Annotated in this window: 14 protein-coding genes and 1 pseudogene; 8 read left to right on the top strand and 7 right to left on the bottom strand. The window is 64.3% G+C overall.

All coding sequences use genetic code 11. The features are described from left to right. Positions 1-171 precede the first annotated feature (171 nt). Complete coding sequence (locus tag BG60_RS12795) at positions 172-636, top strand: hypothetical protein (RefSeq protein WP_008353474.1); 465 nt, start codon at positions 172-174, stop codon at positions 634-636. Here BG60_RS12795 and BG60_RS12800 read toward each other — a convergent pair. Continuing rightward, positions 603-1,952: a hypothetical protein gene (locus BG60_RS12800; RefSeq protein ID WP_008353476.1), complete on the bottom strand. Its 1,350-nt coding sequence runs from the start codon at positions 1,950-1,952 to the stop codon at positions 603-605. The genes BG60_RS12795 and BG60_RS12800 overlap by 34 nt on opposite strands. A 382-nt stretch (positions 1,953-2,334) precedes the next feature. Between BG60_RS12800 and BG60_RS12805 the strand changes: the two genes are divergently transcribed. Next, a complete protein-coding gene (locus BG60_RS12805) occupies positions 2,335-3,180 on the top strand; it encodes an alpha/beta fold hydrolase (protein ID WP_008353478.1) in 846 nt (281 codons plus the stop codon). Positions 3,181-3,380: 200 nt separating this feature from the next. Continuing rightward, positions 3,381-3,857 carry a hypothetical protein gene (locus tag BG60_RS12810; RefSeq protein ID WP_008353479.1) on the top strand — a complete coding sequence of 159 codons (477 nt, stop codon included), beginning with the start codon at positions 3,381-3,383 and terminating at the stop codon, positions 3,855-3,857. A gap of 3 nt (positions 3,858-3,860) precedes the next feature. Here the strand turns inward: BG60_RS12810 and BG60_RS12815 are convergent, their stop codons facing one another. After that, positions 3,861-5,183, bottom strand: coding sequence for an MFS transporter (locus BG60_RS12815; protein ID WP_051996503.1), 1,323 nt, complete (start codon positions 5,181-5,183; stop codon positions 3,861-3,863). A gap of 102 nt (positions 5,184-5,285) precedes the next feature. Then, complete coding sequence (locus BG60_RS12820) at positions 5,286-6,245, bottom strand: MBL fold metallo-hydrolase (protein ID WP_008353481.1); 960 nt, start codon at positions 6,243-6,245, stop codon at positions 5,286-5,288. 122 nt (positions 6,246-6,367) lie between these two features. Here BG60_RS12820 and BG60_RS39525 point away from each other — a divergent pair. Next, positions 6,368-7,977, top strand: a pseudogene (locus BG60_RS39525) (IclR family transcriptional regulator). Here the strand turns inward: BG60_RS39525 and pdxY are convergent. Next, positions 7,974-8,855 (bottom strand): pyridoxal kinase PdxY, encoded by an 882-nt coding sequence (gene pdxY / locus BG60_RS12835; RefSeq protein ID WP_033536161.1) that lies wholly within the window; start codon positions 8,853-8,855, stop codon positions 7,974-7,976. The pseudogene BG60_RS39525 and the gene pdxY sit on opposite strands and share 4 nt — an antisense overlap. A gap of 483 nt (positions 8,856-9,338) precedes the next feature. Here pdxY and glgC point away from each other — a divergent pair, with 483 nt between their 5' ends. Further along, positions 9,339-10,613 (top strand): glucose-1-phosphate adenylyltransferase, encoded by a 1,275-nt coding sequence (glgC, locus tag BG60_RS12840; protein ID WP_008353483.1) that lies wholly within the window; start codon positions 9,339-9,341, stop codon positions 10,611-10,613. A 43-nt stretch (positions 10,614-10,656) separates the two neighbouring features. Then, positions 10,657-12,120 (top strand): glycogen synthase GlgA, encoded by a 1,464-nt coding sequence (glgA, locus tag BG60_RS12845; protein WP_008353485.1) that lies wholly within the window; start codon positions 10,657-10,659, stop codon positions 12,118-12,120. On the opposite strand, the gene BG60_RS12850 is transcribed toward glgA, so the two are convergent. Beyond that, the gene (locus tag BG60_RS12850; RefSeq protein WP_034471785.1) at positions 12,096-13,514 is read right to left on the bottom strand and encodes a dienelactone hydrolase family protein; all 1,419 of its coding nucleotides are present in this window, start codon (positions 13,512-13,514) and stop codon (positions 12,096-12,098) included. The genes glgA and BG60_RS12850 overlap by 25 nt on opposite strands. A gap of 115 nt (positions 13,515-13,629) precedes the next feature. On the opposite strand from BG60_RS12850, the gene BG60_RS12855 reads away from it, so the two are divergent. Next, positions 13,630-14,430: an SDR family oxidoreductase gene (locus BG60_RS12855; RefSeq protein WP_008353489.1), complete on the top strand. Its 801-nt coding sequence runs from the start codon at positions 13,630-13,632 to the stop codon at positions 14,428-14,430. A 14-nt stretch (positions 14,431-14,444) separates the two neighbouring features. After that, entirely contained in the window at positions 14,445-15,881 is a 1,437-nt protein-coding gene (locus tag BG60_RS12860; RefSeq protein WP_034471807.1) for a dihydrolipoyl dehydrogenase, read from the top strand. Between the two features lie 60 nt (positions 15,882-15,941). Here BG60_RS12860 and BG60_RS12865 read toward each other — a convergent pair whose 3' ends face one another. Continuing rightward, on the bottom strand, positions 15,942-16,298 hold the full coding sequence (locus tag BG60_RS12865) for a hypothetical protein (RefSeq protein WP_033536128.1): 357 nt from the start codon (positions 16,296-16,298) through the stop codon (positions 15,942-15,944). A gap of 268 nt (positions 16,299-16,566) precedes the next feature. Beyond that, entirely contained in the window at positions 16,567-17,460 is an 894-nt protein-coding gene (gene mmsB, locus BG60_RS12870) for a 3-hydroxyisobutyrate dehydrogenase (RefSeq protein WP_008353493.1), read from the bottom strand. Positions 17,461-17,471 lie beyond the last annotated feature (11 nt).

Genomic DNA, 17,471 nt, shown 5'->3' on the forward strand with positions numbered 1-17,471 from the left:
GCGTCCCTCGCGAAGCGCGCCGGCTTGCAAGCTCCGGAACGAATCGTCGACGAACGCCGCCCCTTCGAAGGCGGCGTATTTCTGCGCCACGTTCCCGCCACGCCGGCGCTAGCGGCCGATTCCACAAGACTCGTGCGCTCGCATCGAGGGCAATGGAAGGAAGAGGCTGGAATGAACTCGGATCGAAAAACAATTCAACGCGTTGCGCGAGCTGGCTTCGCGGCCATCGCATATGCCGTTCTCGCGGCGTGCGCATCGGGACCGGGCGCATCGGCGCCGCTGCCGGCTGACGGCACGCTCGCGACCGGCCGCATAGTTGGCAAACAGTATTTGACGACTGTGTCGACGAACACGGCTTCTTCTTCCGGACCGACCGTCGGCGTGGGCGGCGGCGGCATCGGCGGCAATGGATGGAACGGCGTGGGCGGCGGCGCAGGCCTGAGCTTCGACCTGACGAACCTGTTCCAGAAGGCCCCGGAACAGACCGCGAAAATCTACCGCTACAGCGTGCAGATGAAGGACGGCTCGAAGCGCGACATCGACAGCCCGCTCGATCTCAACGAGGGTGCCTGCGTGACGACGATCGACTCGAGCCAGCCCGGCTACCCGAGACTGACGGGCGCGGACGCCTGCTGATCTTCCGGCGCCGCTCGTCCGATGAGCCGCCCCGACACCGCCGCAGCGACGCGCCTGATAACCGGGGCCCAATCGCCCGGTTCGCGCTGACGAATGAGCCGCACCGAGTCGTACCACGGCTGCGTCTCGTCTTCACCCCAACACCAATGCGACGCGCGATCGATCATCGCCAGCACCGGCTTGCCGAGCGCGCCGGCGAGATGCAGCGGCGAACTGTCGATGGTCACGAGCACATCCAGCGCGCTGACGAACGCGGCGGAATCATGAAACTGCTCGCGATAGTCGGGCACGCCGGCGATACGCGCGCCCGCCGAACGCATTGCGGCAATATCGTCTTCGCGGCCCGGCGCAACGGGATGGAACGTGACGTTCGGCAGGCTCCAGAGCGGCGCGAGCGCTTCGACGGGAATGCTGCGCTGGGCGTCGCGACGATGCGTCGGGCTGCCCGCCCACACGAGACCGACGCGCAACGCATGGGTGCCGTCCGATGCGAGTTCGCGCCGCCACGCGTCGATGCGCTCAGGCGCGGCGTGAAGATACGCGCGGCCATCGACGTGATGCGGCAGCAGACCGATCCAGACAGGCAGGCTCATCATGCCGACGGTGTAATCGACCGTGCCGAAGTCGTGCGCTTCGATCTGCACGCAGTCCGGCACGAACCGCCGCACCAGCGGATACAGCGCCGAACGCACCGCCAATAGCGTCGCGCCGCCGTTTCTTCGCACGCCCTCCGCGAATTGCGGAAAGTACCGCACGAATTGAATGTCGTCGCCCAGGCCGAGTTCGCTGTAAACCACGACGCGCTTGCCGTCGAGCGGCTGCCCGCGCCAGCCCGGCGCGAGCCGCTCCATGCGCGCGACGACGCCGTTGTCGCCCTGTTCCGATGTGCGGCGATCGAAGCGCATCCAGCCGCTGCGCCACGCGCCGCGCCGCAATTCGAGGTCGGCGAGATCGACGGCGAGCCAGGCCGCATCGGGCGTCTGCGAGAGCGCCAGACGGTACATCGCTTCCGCTTCGCCGTAGCGCGACTGCTCGTTGAGGTACATGGCGATTGCGCCGGTCACGTGACCATTGTCCGGATGATGCCGCGCGGCTTCGCGCATGATCGCTTCCGCCGATACGCTGTCGTGACGCAGCCAATAGCAATGACTCAGTTGCCAGCGAAGCTCGTAGTCTCTCGGGAATCGTTCCAGTGCTTCGACGCAGAAACGTTCGAGCGCGAGCCAGTCGCCCGAGCGGCGAATGTCGAGCGCGACGGCCAGCGCGTGGGCCGCATCGGACAAAGAGAGCGGAGGTGCGAATGAATCGGAGTACATGAATGACTGCAATAGAACGGTGTTTGAAACGCGTGCTGAGTTTATATGAATCAAGGTTCATAGGAATACCGTAAAGCACGAGATAAATCCGAAAATAGCAATGCCGGATCGTTTAATCTGCATATCGAACTATCTTCAGGTCATGCTGAAATGCAGTGATTCGAATCGGCGATTGTGTGCGGCGCGGCGCTTTGCCATACTGAGTTCATTCGCCCTGTCTCCTCAAGCGTCCGCACTCGACTAACGAGCCCACAAGCGGACGCTCTCGCCGCCTCCCCGGGCGGCGTTTTTTTGCACGCGGCCTATTACCTCTGGCGTAATTGTCCGGCTCACTTTCTCCTGCGACGATGCACTCACACTGTTCATCGACGAGGAGACGGAAATGCCTGCAAAGCACTCACGCCCAGGTTTTATCGCGACCGCAGACGGCGTCGAATTGTTCTATCGCGACTGGCATCCGCAAGGCACGCCGGGCAACGGCAGGACGATCGTCTTCGTTCCGAGCTATTCGCTGCCAGGCGACATGTGGGCCTATCAAATGCTGTCGCTCGCGCGACAGGGCTTTCGCTGCGTCACCTACGACCGGCGCGGCCACGGACGATCGAGCGATCCGGGCGGCGGCTACGACTACGACACGCTTGCGGACGATCTCGCCGCACTCATCGATGCGCTCGATCTGTCGGACGTGACGCTCGTCGGCTATTCGATGGGCGGCGCCGAAGCCGTGCGCTATCTGACGCGTCACGGCAGCACGCGCGTTGCGCGCCTCGCGTTGATCGCTTCGACCTTGCCGATGCTCGCGAAGACGCCGGACAATCCCGACGGCATCGACCGCGACTACAACGATGCCTTCCTGCACGACTTGACGACGGACTATCCGCAATGGCTGGCCGACAACGCGCGTCCCTTCGCCGGGCCGGGCGCGTCGCAGGCCATGATCGACTGGATTCGGGAAATGGCATTGCGCACGTCGCATCAGGCGCTTTTCGCGTGCAACGAAACCGTCAATCGCGGCGATTTCCGCAACGAGTTGCGCGACATCGACGTCCCGACGCTCATCGTGCAAGGCGATCGCGACGAATCGAATCCGCTCGAACTGACTTCGCAGCGCACGGCGCGCCTGATTCCGAACGCGCGGCTCGTCGTCTATGAAGGCGCGCCGCACGGCATCTTTCTGAGCGACGCGGCGCGGCTGACGGCGGATATCGGCGCTTTTGCGTCGGCGTAGCGATTGGCGCTCTGTTCCGGCGGCTTAATAACAAGTTCGGCGTTTGTCGGATAAGCGCTGAGTCCTGACGCGTTTGAAAACACTCATAACAATAGACTCTGGAAGAATCCCGGCACACCATAGCACTGCGAATCGACATTCCACCGCGCGGCTCTGCAATCGCCGCGCAATCCGCCCCACGTCCACCGGAGTCCATCGCAATGATCTTCCACGCCTCCATTCCCGCCCACGATCCGAAACACGTCGCGCAAGTGCTCGCCGAACTGTGGGATGGCTTCGCCGCGCCCTTCTCGCCCTTTCCCGGCGCGTGGATGGCGGTCGCCGGCGACGATCGCGGCAGCATCATCGAGGTCTATCCGAGCGATCAGGTCATCACGCCGGGCGGCGGTCACGAGGAAAGCGTCAGCTATGGCGCGGACACGGTGAAGCGCCCGCAGTACAGCGCGTTCCACATGGCCATCGCGACGAAGCTGAACGCAGAGGAAGTCATCGCGATCGGCGAACGCGAAGGCTGGCGTGCGGTGCGCTGCACGCGCGGCGACAACTTCTTCCACGTCGTCGAATTCTGGATCGAGAACTCGACGATGCTCGAATTCCTCACACCCGACATGCAGGCCGAATATCTCGCCTTCGCGACGCCGGAAAACTTCAAGGCGATGGCCGCGGCTGCGGCCTGACGCTCACTTGCCGCGCCGCAGCCCGAAAAACAGCGCGGCGCCGCTCGCGAAGAGCAGCAACGAAAGCAGATGCACGGCGAGATCCATGCTGCCCGTCGAGGTGCGGATCTGGCCGATCACCCACGGACTCACGATCCCGCTCGTGATGCCGATACTGCTGATGAAAGCGATGCCCGCCGCCGCGCTCTTGCCCGGCAGATGGCTGGCGGGCACGGCCCAGAAGATCGGCAGCGCGGCGAAAATCAGCGTCGCGGCGAGCGAGAGAATCGCGAGCATCAGCGGGAAGCTCGGAAAATGCAGCGTGAGGGCCGCGAGCGCGACGCCGCCGCCGATCGTGCAGCACGCGAAGTGCTTGCGCCGCTCGGCGACGCGATCCGAATGGCGCGCGATCAGAATCAGACCCACCGCGCCGATCGCGTTCAGCACGACGGTGTAGAGGCTGACCGACATGACATCGGTGATGCCGAAGTCGCGGATCATCAGCGGCATCCAGAAGCTCAGCGTCAGCGACGCGCACGTCAGCGAGAAATAGATGAACGCGAAGAGATAGACGCGCGGATTGCGCAGCGCGTCGAGCATGCCGCTGTTATCGTGCTTCTCGTGATGGCCGGTCGCGCAGAGTGCCGTGAGCCGATCCTGCTCCGTTTGCGTGAGCCATTGCGCATCGCGCGGCGTGTCCACCAGCAGGCGCAACGCGATAAGACCGAGCAGCACCGCGGGCGCGCCCTCGATCGCGAACATCCACTGCCAGCCGTGCAGGCCCATCACGCCGGCCATGTCGCGCATGATCCAGCCGGACACGAGTCCGCCGAACACGCCCGCGACGGCCACGCCCGCGAAGAACACCGACATCACGCCCGCCCGCCGTTTCGGCGGAAACCAGTACGTCAGATAAAGCACGATGCCCGGAAAGAAACCCGCTTCGAACACGCCGAGCAGAAAGCGCAGCAGATAGAAATGGCCGGGCGTCGATACGAACATCATTCCGACCGACGCCGCGCCCCACAGCAGCATGATCCGCGTGAACGTGCGGCGCGCGCCGAACTTCGCGAGCAGCAGATTGCTCGGCACTTCGAAAAGCACGTAGCCGACATAAAACACGGCGGCGCCGAGGCCGTACATTGCATCGGAGAAGCCGAGATCGTGCTTCATCTGCAATTGCGCGAAGCCGATGTTGATGCGGTCCAGAAACGACACGACGTAGCACAGGAACAGAAACGGAATGATGCGCCACGCGATTTTGCGGAACAGCGCGTCGTCCGATTGGGCGTGCGCATCCGCGACGGCGCTGGGCTCAAGCGCCGCCGTGCTGATCGACTTCGACATGTCTCGCTCCAGATGGGCGTAATGAGGCCGGCGTCTTGCGCGCGCCTTTTGCCTTGAGAGAGGGAGAAGCGGCGCGTCAGTGCGCGCCGCAAGAAACGGCGGTCAGTCCTGCAATGCGGCCCACATTTCCTGGTCGCGCTGGGCCGTCCAGATACGCGGATGCTTGATGCCGCTCGCTTCGTCGTAAGCGCGCGAGACGTCGAACGGCAGGCAGTGCTCGTAGATGAAGACGTGACCGAATTTCGGATCCATCGCCTTGCGCGTCAGCGCCATCGATCCCTTCAGGTCGAGTTTCTCGGCGACGGCCTCGCGGCCCGCCTGCAAGAGCGTCGTGACGAAGTCCTTCGTGTAATCGAGGCCCTTGTCGACTTCCGCCGGCGAGAGCAGCGCCGGGCCGCGTCCCGGCACGAGTTTGTCGGCCTTCAGCGCGCGCAGCGCTTCGAGCGTCGCGGGCCATTCTTCGAGTTGGGCATCGCCGCAGTAACAGGCGGCGTCGTACTCGACGAGATCGCCCGAAAACAGCACTTTCTGCGACGGCAGCCAGACGACCGTATCGCCCTTCGTGTGACCCGCGCCGAGATGCGCGATCTTCACTTCGAGCTTGCCGAGATACAGCGTGATTTCCTTCTCGAAGACGAGCGTCGGCCACGTCAGGCCCGGCACCGTCTCGACACCGGCGAAAAGGCGCGGAAAGCGCTCGATCTCCGATTTCATGTCCTGCTCGCCGCGCTCGACGATCATTTCATACGTGCCGCGGCTCGCGATGACCTGCTGCGCGCCTTCCGCGAAATACGCCGACGCGCCGAGCACGCGCACCGCGTGATAGTGCGACAGCACGATGTACTTGATCGGCTTGTCGGTGACGCTGCGGATTTTCGCGATGAGATCCTGCGCCATCGCGGGCGTGGCGGTCGTATCGACGATGAGCACGCCGTCGTCGCCGATGATCACGCCCGAGTTGGGATCGCCTTCCGCCGTGTACGCGTATGCGTTCTCGGAGAGTTGCGTGAACGTGATCTTCTTCTCTTCCAGATCGGCCTGCGATGCGAATGCTTTTGCCATGGTCGTGTCTCGCTTCCATTCTCGTGGGGATGGGTGGATGATCGGCGTGATGCCGTTGTTTGTCAACAGCAAGCATACTTGCTATTTGCAAATTACGGGTAAGTACCGAATCGCTTCATCGGATGATTCCTGCTCGGCTAACATCTGCGGTTCGTTCATCCTTTATAGATCGCGGAGTGCTTTTGGCTCGTTCCGAAATCGGCGAAGAAAAGAAACAGCGCGGCATCCAGAGCGTCGAAGTCGGCGCGCGTCTGCTCGATGCGCTCGCCGCGCGCCGCGAGCCGCTTGCGTTGAGCGCGCTGGCCGAAGCGGCCGAACTGTCGACCGCGCAGGCCCACACGTACCTCGTGAGCTTGACGCGGCTCGGTCTCGTCAAGCGCGACGCGCTCACCGGCAATTACGAGCCGGGGCCGCTCTCGCTCAGGCTCGGCCTGTTGAATCTCGAGCATCAGCCGGCGTATCGGGCCGCCGCGCCGCGCGTGTCGGCGCTGGCGCTCGCGACAGGCATGAGCGTCGCGGTGAGCGTCGCCGGGCCGCAAGGGCCGACGATCGTGCGTTACGAGCGCGGCGGCTATCCGCTGCATGTGAATCTGCACGTGGGCACGGTGATGTCGCTCTCGGCGACGTCCACGGGCCGCGTGTTCCGCGCGTTCGACGACGACACCCGCGTCGCCGCGATGCTCGCGCATCAGGACGAAGCCGATGCGCCGGAGATGGCCGCGTGCATCGAAGCGATTCGCGCGCGCGGCATCGAACGCAGCGTCGATGCGCCGAGTCCCGGCGTGAGCAGCATGAGCGTGCCGGTGTTCGACGGCGCGCATCGGATGCAGCTCGCACTGACGGCGATCGGACCGACCGGCCTCGCCGACGTCGCGTGGGACGGCCCGCTCGCGCACGCGCTGAAGGATGCCGCGCGCGACATTTCCGGACTGCTTTCATGACGATCTTCGACGAGGACACGAAGCCGCAGCGCGGCATCAACGCGCTCGACGCGACCGGCGATCTGCTGCGCGCGCTGGTCGCCGCCGGCGAGCCGCTCACGCTGCGCGACCTCGCGGCCGCGGCCGGCATGCCGCCCGCGAAGGCGTTCGCGCATCTGGTGAGTCTGGTGAAGGTCGGCCTGCTCGCGCGCGACGACGCCGGGCTATTCCACGCCGGCCCGCTGAGCCGCGAGCTCGGGCTGATCGCGCTGCAGCGCCTTTCGCCGATCCGCGATGCCGAAGCCGAGATCGTCGCGCTCGCCGCGAGCACGTCGATGACGGTCGCCGCCGCCGCGCTCGGACCGCTCGGCCCGACCGTGATCCGGCTGGAGGAATCGGCGCGGCCGCAGCATGTGAGCTTGCGCGTCGGCACGGTGATGTCGCTCGTCAACACCGCCATCGGGCGGGTGTACGCCGCGCACCTTCCCGCCGACATGCTCGCGAGCCTGATGACGCAGGACGCCATCCGCCTCGCGGGCGCGCAAGCGGCTGCGGGAAGCGACGCCGCGTATCGCGCACGGCTCGACGACATCCGCAAACGCGGCCTCGATACCGCGCTCGGCGCGCCGGTGCCCGGCATCCATACGCTGGCCGCGCCCGTGTTCGATCACACCGGCAGCGTGTGCCTCGTGATCGCGTTGATCGGTTCGTCGGGGGGCTTCGACAGCGCCGCGGACGGCCCGCTCGCCCGCGCGCTGCTTTCCGCGACGCGGCGCCTTTCGTGGCGTTTCGGTCTGATGGACGCGAGCTAGCCGCCCTTGACCATCTCCGTGCCGGTCACGCGGATCGCGGGGAAACGGTCGGTCGGCTTCGCGATCTCGTCCTGCGATGCGACGATCTCCAGTTCGTAACGCCCGGCATCGTACGTTGCCTTGACGACGGCATTGACCGCCGCGAGCGTGTGCTCGAGCGCGGTGCGCAGCGAGTCGCCCTGCAAGGTGCGCGCGACGAAGACCGCGCTCGTCAGATCGCCGACGCCCACCGGCTGGCGCGCGAACGGATACAGCGGGCGCTGCGCGAACCACGCCTCGCCGGGCGTGACGGCGAGCATATTGAAGGTGTCGGCGCGGCTGTTGCGATCGAGCAGATGCTTCACCAGCACGATGCGCGGCCCGCGCGCGATCACTTCGCGGCATGCGTCGACGGCTTCCTCGACCGTCTCGATCGGACGCCCGACGAGCTTTTCCAGCTCGACGTGATTGGGCATGATCGCATCGGCGATTCCGGGCATCGTCGTAACGAGGAAATCCTCGATGCCGGCCGCGACCGTGCAGCCGCCCGTCTGACCCATGACCGGATCGCAAAAATAAAGCGCGCGCGGATTCACCGCCTTCACCATCTTCACGATTTCGACGACCGCGCGGCCCTGCTCCGGCGCGCCGAGATAACCGGAGAGCACCGCGTTGCAGCGCCCGAGCACACCGATCGCGCCGATGCCTTCGATGACGTTCTGCAATTCGTCGGCATCGAAGGCGCTGCCTGTCCAGCGGCCGTACTGCGTGTGATTGGAAAACTGCACGGTGTTGAGCGGCCAGACGTTCACGCCGAGTCGCCGCATGGGAAAAACCGCCGCGCTGTTGCCCGCATGGCCGAACACCACATGCGATTGAATGCTCAGGACGTTGTTCATGTTCTGCTTTCCCGATTGATCGTGTCCGGTCGGATGAAACGTCGAAACGCTCGTCGCGCGCCAGCGCCGTGCAGCGCAACGCAACGCAACGCAACGCGACGATGGTTTCGGAAGCACGCCCGCGGACGCCGTGCGCGGGCAGTGCAACCTTCATATTGTGCCGTGCCTCGACGCACTGCGGCATGGCGTGCCCGTTATAAATTGCGCGGACGCGTTTTGTCGAGCGATGCGATCGACAGGAAGTCCAAAGGTCGCGCGTCTGCAACACCGCAGCACGCTCGTGCGCGTTCGGCACACGCATTGCTCGATGCGGACGGCGAAACGGTCCGCATCGCCCGGCGAAAAAAACGGGCGACTTCAGCACACGAATTCGAATGCGCGCCGGATAATGCTCCATCGACAGATACCAACAAAAGCATACGAGGACGCACACACGGCAAGACATCGAACATCAATAGTCGCAGGTCAAATCAGGAGGCTGACATGGAGATGCTGGCTAAGAATCGCACCGATTTGCAGAAGTCGACCCTCGCAATCGTCCTCGCCGGCGGGCGCGGCACCCGGCTCGGTCCGCTCACCGACAAGCGCGTGAAGCCGGCCGTCCACTTCGGCGGCAAGTACCGCATCATCGACTTCGCGCTGTCCAACTGCCTCAATTCCGGCATCCGCCGCATCGCGGTCGTCACGCAATACAAGGCGCATTCGCTCATCCGCCATCTGCAGCGCGGCTGGGGTTTCCTGCGCGGCGAGTTCAACGAGTTCATCGATATCTGGCCGGCGCAGCAGCGCGTGGATTCGAGCTGGTATCGCGGCACCGCCGACGCGGTCTATCAGAACCTCGATATCGTCCGCTCGATCGGGCCGGAGTTCGTCATCGTGCTGGCGGGCGATCACATCTACAAGATGGATTACACGCGCATGGTGCTCGACCATGTGGAAAGCGGCGCGGACTGCACGGTCGGCTGCATCGAGGTGCCGCGCATGGATGCGGTCGCGTTCGGCGTGATGCACGTCGATGAAAACCGCCGCGTCACCGATTTCCTGGAAAAGCCCGCCGATCCGCCCGCGATGCCCGGCAAGCCCGACATCGCGCTCGCGAGCATGGGCATCTACGTGTTCAGCGCGAAGTATTTGTATGACCTGCTGCAGGAAAACATCGAGACGTCGAACACGGATCACGATTTCGGCAAGGACATCATTCCGCGCGTCGTGACGACCGGCAAGGCGATCGCGCATCCGTTCAGCATGTCGTGCGTGACGTCGAGCAGCGATCCGGAAGCGCCCGCGTACTGGCGCGATGTCGGCACCGTCGATGCGTACTGGTCCGCGAATCTCGATCTCGCATCGACGATTCCGGAGCTCGATTTGTACGACCGCAAATGGCCGATCTGGACGAATCAGGAGCAGTTGCCGCCCGGCAAGTTCGTACGCGACCTGAACGGGCAGCAAGGCGCGATCACCAATCTGCTCGTGTGCGGCGGCTGCGTGATCTCGGGATCGCAGGTGTCGAAGTCGGTGTTTTCGTCGGCGGTGCGGGTCCACTCGTTCTGTAACATCAATGAGGCAGTCTTGTTGCCGCAAGTGACCATCGGGCCGAGTTGCCGTTTGCAGAAGGTCGTGATCGACCGCGGCTGCACGGTGCCCGAAGGTCTCGTGGTCGGCGAGGATCCGGACGACGATGCCGCGCGTTTCTTCCGCACGGAGTCCGGCGTCACGCTCATCACACGCGACGCGCTGGCGCGGCTCGGACAGCGTTAGACGCCGCGCGCCGGCCAATAAAAACCAATCGACGGGAGTGCCGATGACCGTATGCGTGCTGCATGCCGCAGCAGAAATGTTTCCGCTGTTGAAAACCGGCGGCCTCGCCGATGTGGTCGGCGCGTTGCCGCCCGCGCAATCGCAACTGGGCACGAACGCGCGCGTCGTGCTGCCGGGCTTTCCCGCCGTGCTCGCGGGTCTCGACGATCTTCAGCCCGTGGCCGATCTCGGCAGCGCGTTCGGCGCGGGCAATATCCGCCTCGAGCGCGGCGTGCTGCAGCCGCACGGCATCGTCGTGTATGTGGTGCGCGCCGATCAGTTCTACGATCGTCCGGGCAATCCGTATATGGATGCGACGAATCGTCCCTATGCCGATAACGATCGCCGCTTCGCGCTGCTCGGCTGGGCGGCGGCGCGCATCGCGACGGGCGTGGACCCGGCATGGAAGCCGCATATCGTCCACGCTCACGACTGGCATGCGGGACTTGCGCCGGCGTATCTGCGCGCGTTCGAGCGCGGCGGCGCGGCGCGGGTCGGCACTGTGATGACGGTGCACAACCTGGCGTATCAAGGCACGTTTCCGGCTTCGGAATTCGGCGCGCTGCAATTGCCCGGCGATTTCTACGCGGTGGAAGGCGTCGAATTCTACGGCCACGTCTCGTTTCTCAAGGCGGGGCTTTATTTCGCCGATCGCATCACTACCGTCAGCCCGACCTACGCGCGCGAAATCCAGACGCAGGCGCAAGGCGCCGGACTGCACGGTCTCCTGCAGACGCGCACGCACGACATCACCGGGATTCTGAACGGCGTCGATTATTCGATCTGGAGCCCGACCGCCGATGAATCCATCGCGTCGAAATACACGCAGGCGAAGATCGGCGGCAAGTCGAAATGCAAGACGGCGCTGCAGGAGCGCATGGGTCTCGCGAAGGACGACGACGCCCTGCTCTTCGGCGTCGTCAGCCGTCTGACGGAGCAGAAAGGACTCGACCTGCTGCTTTCGGCCGTGCCCGATATCGTCCAGCGCGGCGGCCAGCTCGTCGTGCTCGGCACCGGCGACCCGGCGCTCGAAACCGGCATGAAGAACGCGGCGGCGGCGCATCCGGGCGCGGTCGCGGTCGAACTCGGCTTCGACGAGACGCTTTCGCATTCGATCATCGCGGGCAGCGACGTCGTGATGGTGCCGTCGCGCTTCGAGCCGTGCGGGCTCACGCAGCTCTACGCGCTCGCGTACGGCTCGCTGCCGCTCGTGCATCGCGTGGGCGGGCTCGCGGATACCGTCGTCGATTCATCGCTCGAAAATCTCGCCGAGGATCTCGCGACCGGCTTCGTCTTCGATACTTTCGATCGCGCGGGCATCGTCGGCGCGATCCGGCGCGCGTTCGCGCTCAAGGCGCGTCGCACGGAGTGGAAGGCCGTCGTCAAGCGCGCGATGGGCCGGAGCTTCGGCTGGGAAGACGCCGCGCTCAAGTACGCGGAGGTTTATCGGGATTTGACGGGCGGCTGAGCCGTCCAGACGACGTCGCCATCCACCGCGTAGAGCGCGCAGCCGCGATGCTTGCGACTGCAATGCGCGATCGCCGATGCGATCGGGTCCGGCCCGAGTGCCGCGATCGACCACGCGCCATCCGGCGCGATCACGAAAGCGCGCGGACGCGGCAACTTCAGAAACGCGTCGTAGCCCTTGCGACCGGCGGCGTCGATGAACGGCACGGCGCTCGCATCGGCAAGCGCGGCGAAACCGGTCGCGGGCGGGCCCGAGCGCGTCCAGACCACCTGATCGTCGTACGCATAGAGACGGCAATCGGCCGTGAGCGCCGCACAGTCGCGCAGGGCCTGCGTCAACGGATCGAAGCCGCCGTGCGCCGCCGCGCCGCCGTTCGGTCCGATTGCAAACGCGCGCGGAATCGGCTTCGAGAGGAACTTCCGATACAGCGCGCGCATGCCCTCGCTGCCGAGATACGGCACCGCGGCGATGTCGTCGACGGCGGCGTATCCGCTCGAGGGCGGCGTCGCCATCGGCATGTTCTCCGGGTAAATCGACGCGAACGGCATGCCGATTTTCTTCAGGAACGCATCGAGTTTCGGCGTCCACACGCGCAAGCCTTCCCATGAACCCAGCAGCTTGTGGGAATCGGTCATGAAGGCGCCGTAGTTCGCAAGTTCGGCGTTCGCGCCCGCCGACGTGTAGCGCGCGAACATTTCCCGCCAGGTGCCGGCCGGAAAGAACGAATCGTTCTCGCCGTACAGCCACAGCGACGGAACGTGCGCACGCGCGCCGAGCGCCGCGCTGTCGCGGATGAGCGCAGCGTCGTCCGACGCGCATACGTCGACGCGCACGCCGCCGTAGAAGTTCACGACGCCCTTCACTTCCGGCGCGTTTCGCGCCCCGAACGCGAGGCTGTACCAACCGCCCGCGCTCTCTCCTGCGACAACGACGCGCGAACCGTCGACGTCAGGCTGCTGACGCATGTACGCGATGACCTTGCCGATATCGTCCGCCGCCTTGTTCGCGAGCCCCGCCAGATCGCACCCGTGCGCGCGCAGTTCGCCCGTCGATCCCGCGTAGCCGCGCATCATCGGCAGCGCAACCGCGTAGCCGCGCGACATGAAGTAGTTCGCCAGATAGGTGAGATGAAAGCGTGGCATCGTCGCCTTCGTTTTCTTGCCGTAACCGCCATGATTGATGACGGCGAGCGGAAACGGTCCCGCGCCCTCCGGCATCGCGATCGTCACCTGCAATTGCGCGGTATCGCCGCGCTCGCCGACCGGCACTTGCACGACGCGTTCGCCGGGCAATGCGGGAACCGGCGCACGCAACGCGTCGTAGGCGCTGGTTGCATGACTGTCCGATAGATGGAATGCCATCAGAAAGACGAAAAATAGCTGCAGTCGAAACATGGTTCCCGCGCGCGTAGCCTAAAGGCCGCATTATCGGCGTTTCCTGTTCGCGAACTTGCGCCGGCGGGCGCGCAATTTGCGTAAGGCACAAATTAATACAAATGCAGGAGCGCATATGCATAAACCCCTCGCAGGCCAGATTGCGCTCGTGACGGGCGCGAGTTCGGGCATCGGCACGGGCGTCGCGACCGCGCTCGCCGATGCGGGCGCGCACGTCGCCATCAACTATCACTCGCACGCGGAACCCGCCGAAAAGCTCGCCGCCGCGATCACGGCGAAAGGCGGCAAAGCGTTCGCGGTCGGCGCGGACGTCTCCGACGAAACCCAGATCGACGCGATGTTCGATGCCGTCGTGAAGCGCTACGGCACGGTCGATATCGTCGTCGCGAATTCGGGCTTGCAGAAGGACGCGAAGTTCACCGCGCTCACGCTCGACGACTGGAAGACGGTCATCGAAACGAATCTCACCGGCCAGTTCCTCACCGCGCAGCGCGCCGTGCGCGAATTCGAGCGGCGCGGCATGCGCGACGTGTCGAAGGCGCTCGGGAAGATCATCTGCATGAGTTCCGTGCACGAGGTCATTCCGTGGGCGGGACACGTGAACTACGCTGCGTCCAAGGGCGGCATTCAGATGATGATGAAAACGATCGCGCAGGAAGTCGCGCCGCAGCGCATTCGCGTGAACGGCATCGCGCCCGGCGCAATCCGCACCCCGATCAACAAGGACGCTTGGGATACGCAGGACAAGCTCGACAAGTTGCTGACGCTGATTCCGTATGGGCGCGTCGGCGAGGTCGAGGATATCGGGCGCGCGGCGGTGTGGCTTGCGTCTGACGATAGCGATTACGTCGTCGGCACGACGCTTTTCGTCGATGGCGGCATGACGCTCTATCCGGGATTCGCGGATAACGGCTGATGGCGGACAACGGAATGAACCCAATCAAGGTGGACGTCGCCGTGATCGGCGCGGGCACGGCCGGCATGGCCGCGTTTCGCGCGGCGCGGCTCGCGGGCGCGAACGCGGTGCTGATCGAGGGCGGCGAACCGGGCACGACCTGCGCGCGCGTCGGCTGCATGCCGTCGAAGCTGCTGCTCGCGGCGGCCAACGGCTTGCACGACGCGCATTCGCTCGCCGCGCGCGGCATCGAAGGCACGCACGCGCTCGAAGCCGATCGCGCGCGCGTGCTCGATTACGTGCGGCGCGAACGCGATCACTTCGTCAAGGGCGTACTCGACGAAATCAAAGCGCTGCCGGATGGCATGCTGCTGCGCGGCAAGGCGCGCTTCGAAGCGCCGACGCGATTGCGGATGGGCGACGACACGCGCGTCGAGGCCAAAAGCGTCGTCATCGCGACGGGCGCCGCGCCGAGCGTGCCCGACGAGCTGAAGGTGTTCGGCGACAAACTCATCACGAGCGACGATCTCTTCGAACTGCGCACGTTGCCGAAGCGCATCGCCGTGTTCGGCGCGGGACCGATCGCGCTCGAGTTGGGGCAAGCGCTCGCGCGGCTCGGCATCGAAATTTTCATGTTCGGCAAAGGCGGCAGCGCGGGAGCGATTATGGACAAACCGGTGCGCGATGCGCTTATCGCCGCGCTCGCCGACGAGTTCTATTTCGATCCCGACGCGAAAATCGACGGCATGTCGCTAGAGGGCGGCCAGCCGACGCTGCGCTTCACGTCGCCGGACGGCGTGGCGCGCGTCGAACGCTTCGATCTCGTGCTCGCCGCGACCGGACGCGCGCCGAATCTGAAGCCGCTCGCGCTGGAAAACGCGGGCATCGAACTGAACGAAAAAGGCGCGCCGCTTTTCGACGAAACAACGATGCAATGCGGCGACAGCGCGATTTTCATCGCGGGCGATTGCGACGGCGCACGCCCGTGGCTCCACGACGCCGCCGACGAAGGCAAGCTCGCCGGCGACAACGCCGCGCGCTTTCCGGACGTGCAGCGGATCGAGCGCAAGGTGCCGTTCTCGATCGTGTTCTGCGAGCCGCAGGTGGCGATCGTCGGCGCATCGTATGACGATCTCGACAAGCCGATGACGGTCACAGGAGAAGCATCGTTCGAGAATCAGGGACGAAGCCGCGTCATGCGTCAGAATCGCGGCCTGCTGCACGTCTATGCCGACGCGAAAACCGGCAAGCTGCGCGGCGCGCAAGGCTGCGGCCCGGCGATGGAGCATCTCGGGCATCTGCTGGCGTGGGCGCTGCAACTGGAATTGACGCTCGATGAAGCGCTCAAACTGCCTTTCTATCATCCGGTCGTGGAAGAAGGCTTGCGCACCGCGCTAAAAGATGCAGATAGAAAATGCTACGAGGAAAGATCGGAAACACCGCCGGCATTACCAAGCGCCGCGGGTTGCTGATCCAAAAAAAACGAACGCCGGTTGCAAGCAACCGGCGTTTATCGTCGGAAAGAGCAAGGATCAGCTTCCGCTCAAACCATATTGCAGTGCGAGATCGAACCCGAGCACGACGAGCGAACAGAAAAGCCCCAAGGACAAATTCGCCAGTCTATGTCCGACGTCCTTGTGCTTCGTCAGCACGGCGCCCGCGAGGAACGCGATTTCCACGATGACCTGCATGCAAAACACGGCAATCATCAACGCGAACTCGTAACCCATCGAGTTGAAGTTCAGAAAGTTAAAGCCGTTCACCGCCACCCAAGACCCCACTCGCCAAGCTTCGTATGCCAATAGCAGCAACGGGAAGAAATAGCTGGCTACATAAGTCGGCACCGTGGCGTGCCGCAGTTCCATATTTAAGTGACGTGTTACTTGCATCGCGTACTCCTCATCTGATTGCCCGAAAACGACGGGCGTTCTACCTGCACCGTGGCGCAAACCGGAGCGTTCTGATCGAACGGCAGACGGGCGTCGTGCTTTCAGAATAGGACAATTTTTTGGAAAGCGAATCATCGTATTCCCGATGATCGTATCCAATAAGGCTTTACGCGCTTCGTTGTGCAGTGCAACTGAATAAAGCAGTTATTTCCCGGCCCTAAATTCGGCACGCGCATACGTGCCGATTTCCTAAAGTGTTCGAGCCGTATCAAACGCCAGAGTTCTTCGCGTACAACTTGATAATGCCCGAAAAATCGAGCCCGCCGAATCCTTGCTGGCTCATCGACTGATACAACTGTTGTGCCAGCGCACCCATGAATACCGGCTGCTTCGCGGCGCGCGCTGCATCGACGGCAAGTCCGAGATCCTTGAGCATTAAATCAGCGCCAAAACCGCCCGAATAACCGCGCGACGCCGGCGCGGTTTCGACGATGCCCGGATAGGGATTACACGTATCCGAGCTCCAGCAACGCCCAGTCGATGTATTGACGATACTCGCGAGTTTCGTCGGATCGATGCCGAGCGTTTCGCCGAGTTTCATCGCTTCGGCGACGCCGATCATGGAAATCCCTAGCAGCAAGTTATTGCAGATCTTCGCGATCTGGCCCGTGCCGGTTTCGCCGCATCGCACCATGTTCTTGCCCATGCCGGATAAGACGGGACGCAATGTTTCGAAGAGCGTTTCATCCGCGCCGACCATGAACGTCAGCGTGCCCGCCTGCGCGCCGACGACGCCGCCGGAAACGGGGGCATCGGCGAACGGGTTGCCCTGGTTCGCCGCCGCCTCGCCGATGAGCTTCGCGGTCGCCGGATCGATCGTGCTGCTGTCGACGAGCGGCACGCCTTTCCCAACGCCCGCGAGCACGCCGTCATCGCCCAGATAGACCGTCTTCACATGCTGCGCGGCGGGCAGCATCGTGATGACGACTTCCGCGCCTTGCGCCGCCGCGCGCGGCGATGCGGCGAGCGTCGCGCCCGCCGCCTTCGCCGCATCGAGCGCGGCGGAGACGAGATCGAACGCCGTCACCGCGTGGCCGGCCTTCAGGAGATTGGCGGCCATCGGACCGCCCATGTGACCCAAACCAATGAATCCGATTCGCATGGACATCTCCC

This window comes from Caballeronia zhejiangensis (assembly GCF_000698575.1).
Classification (GTDB): Bacteria; Pseudomonadota; Gammaproteobacteria; order Burkholderiales; family Burkholderiaceae; genus Caballeronia; species Caballeronia zhejiangensis.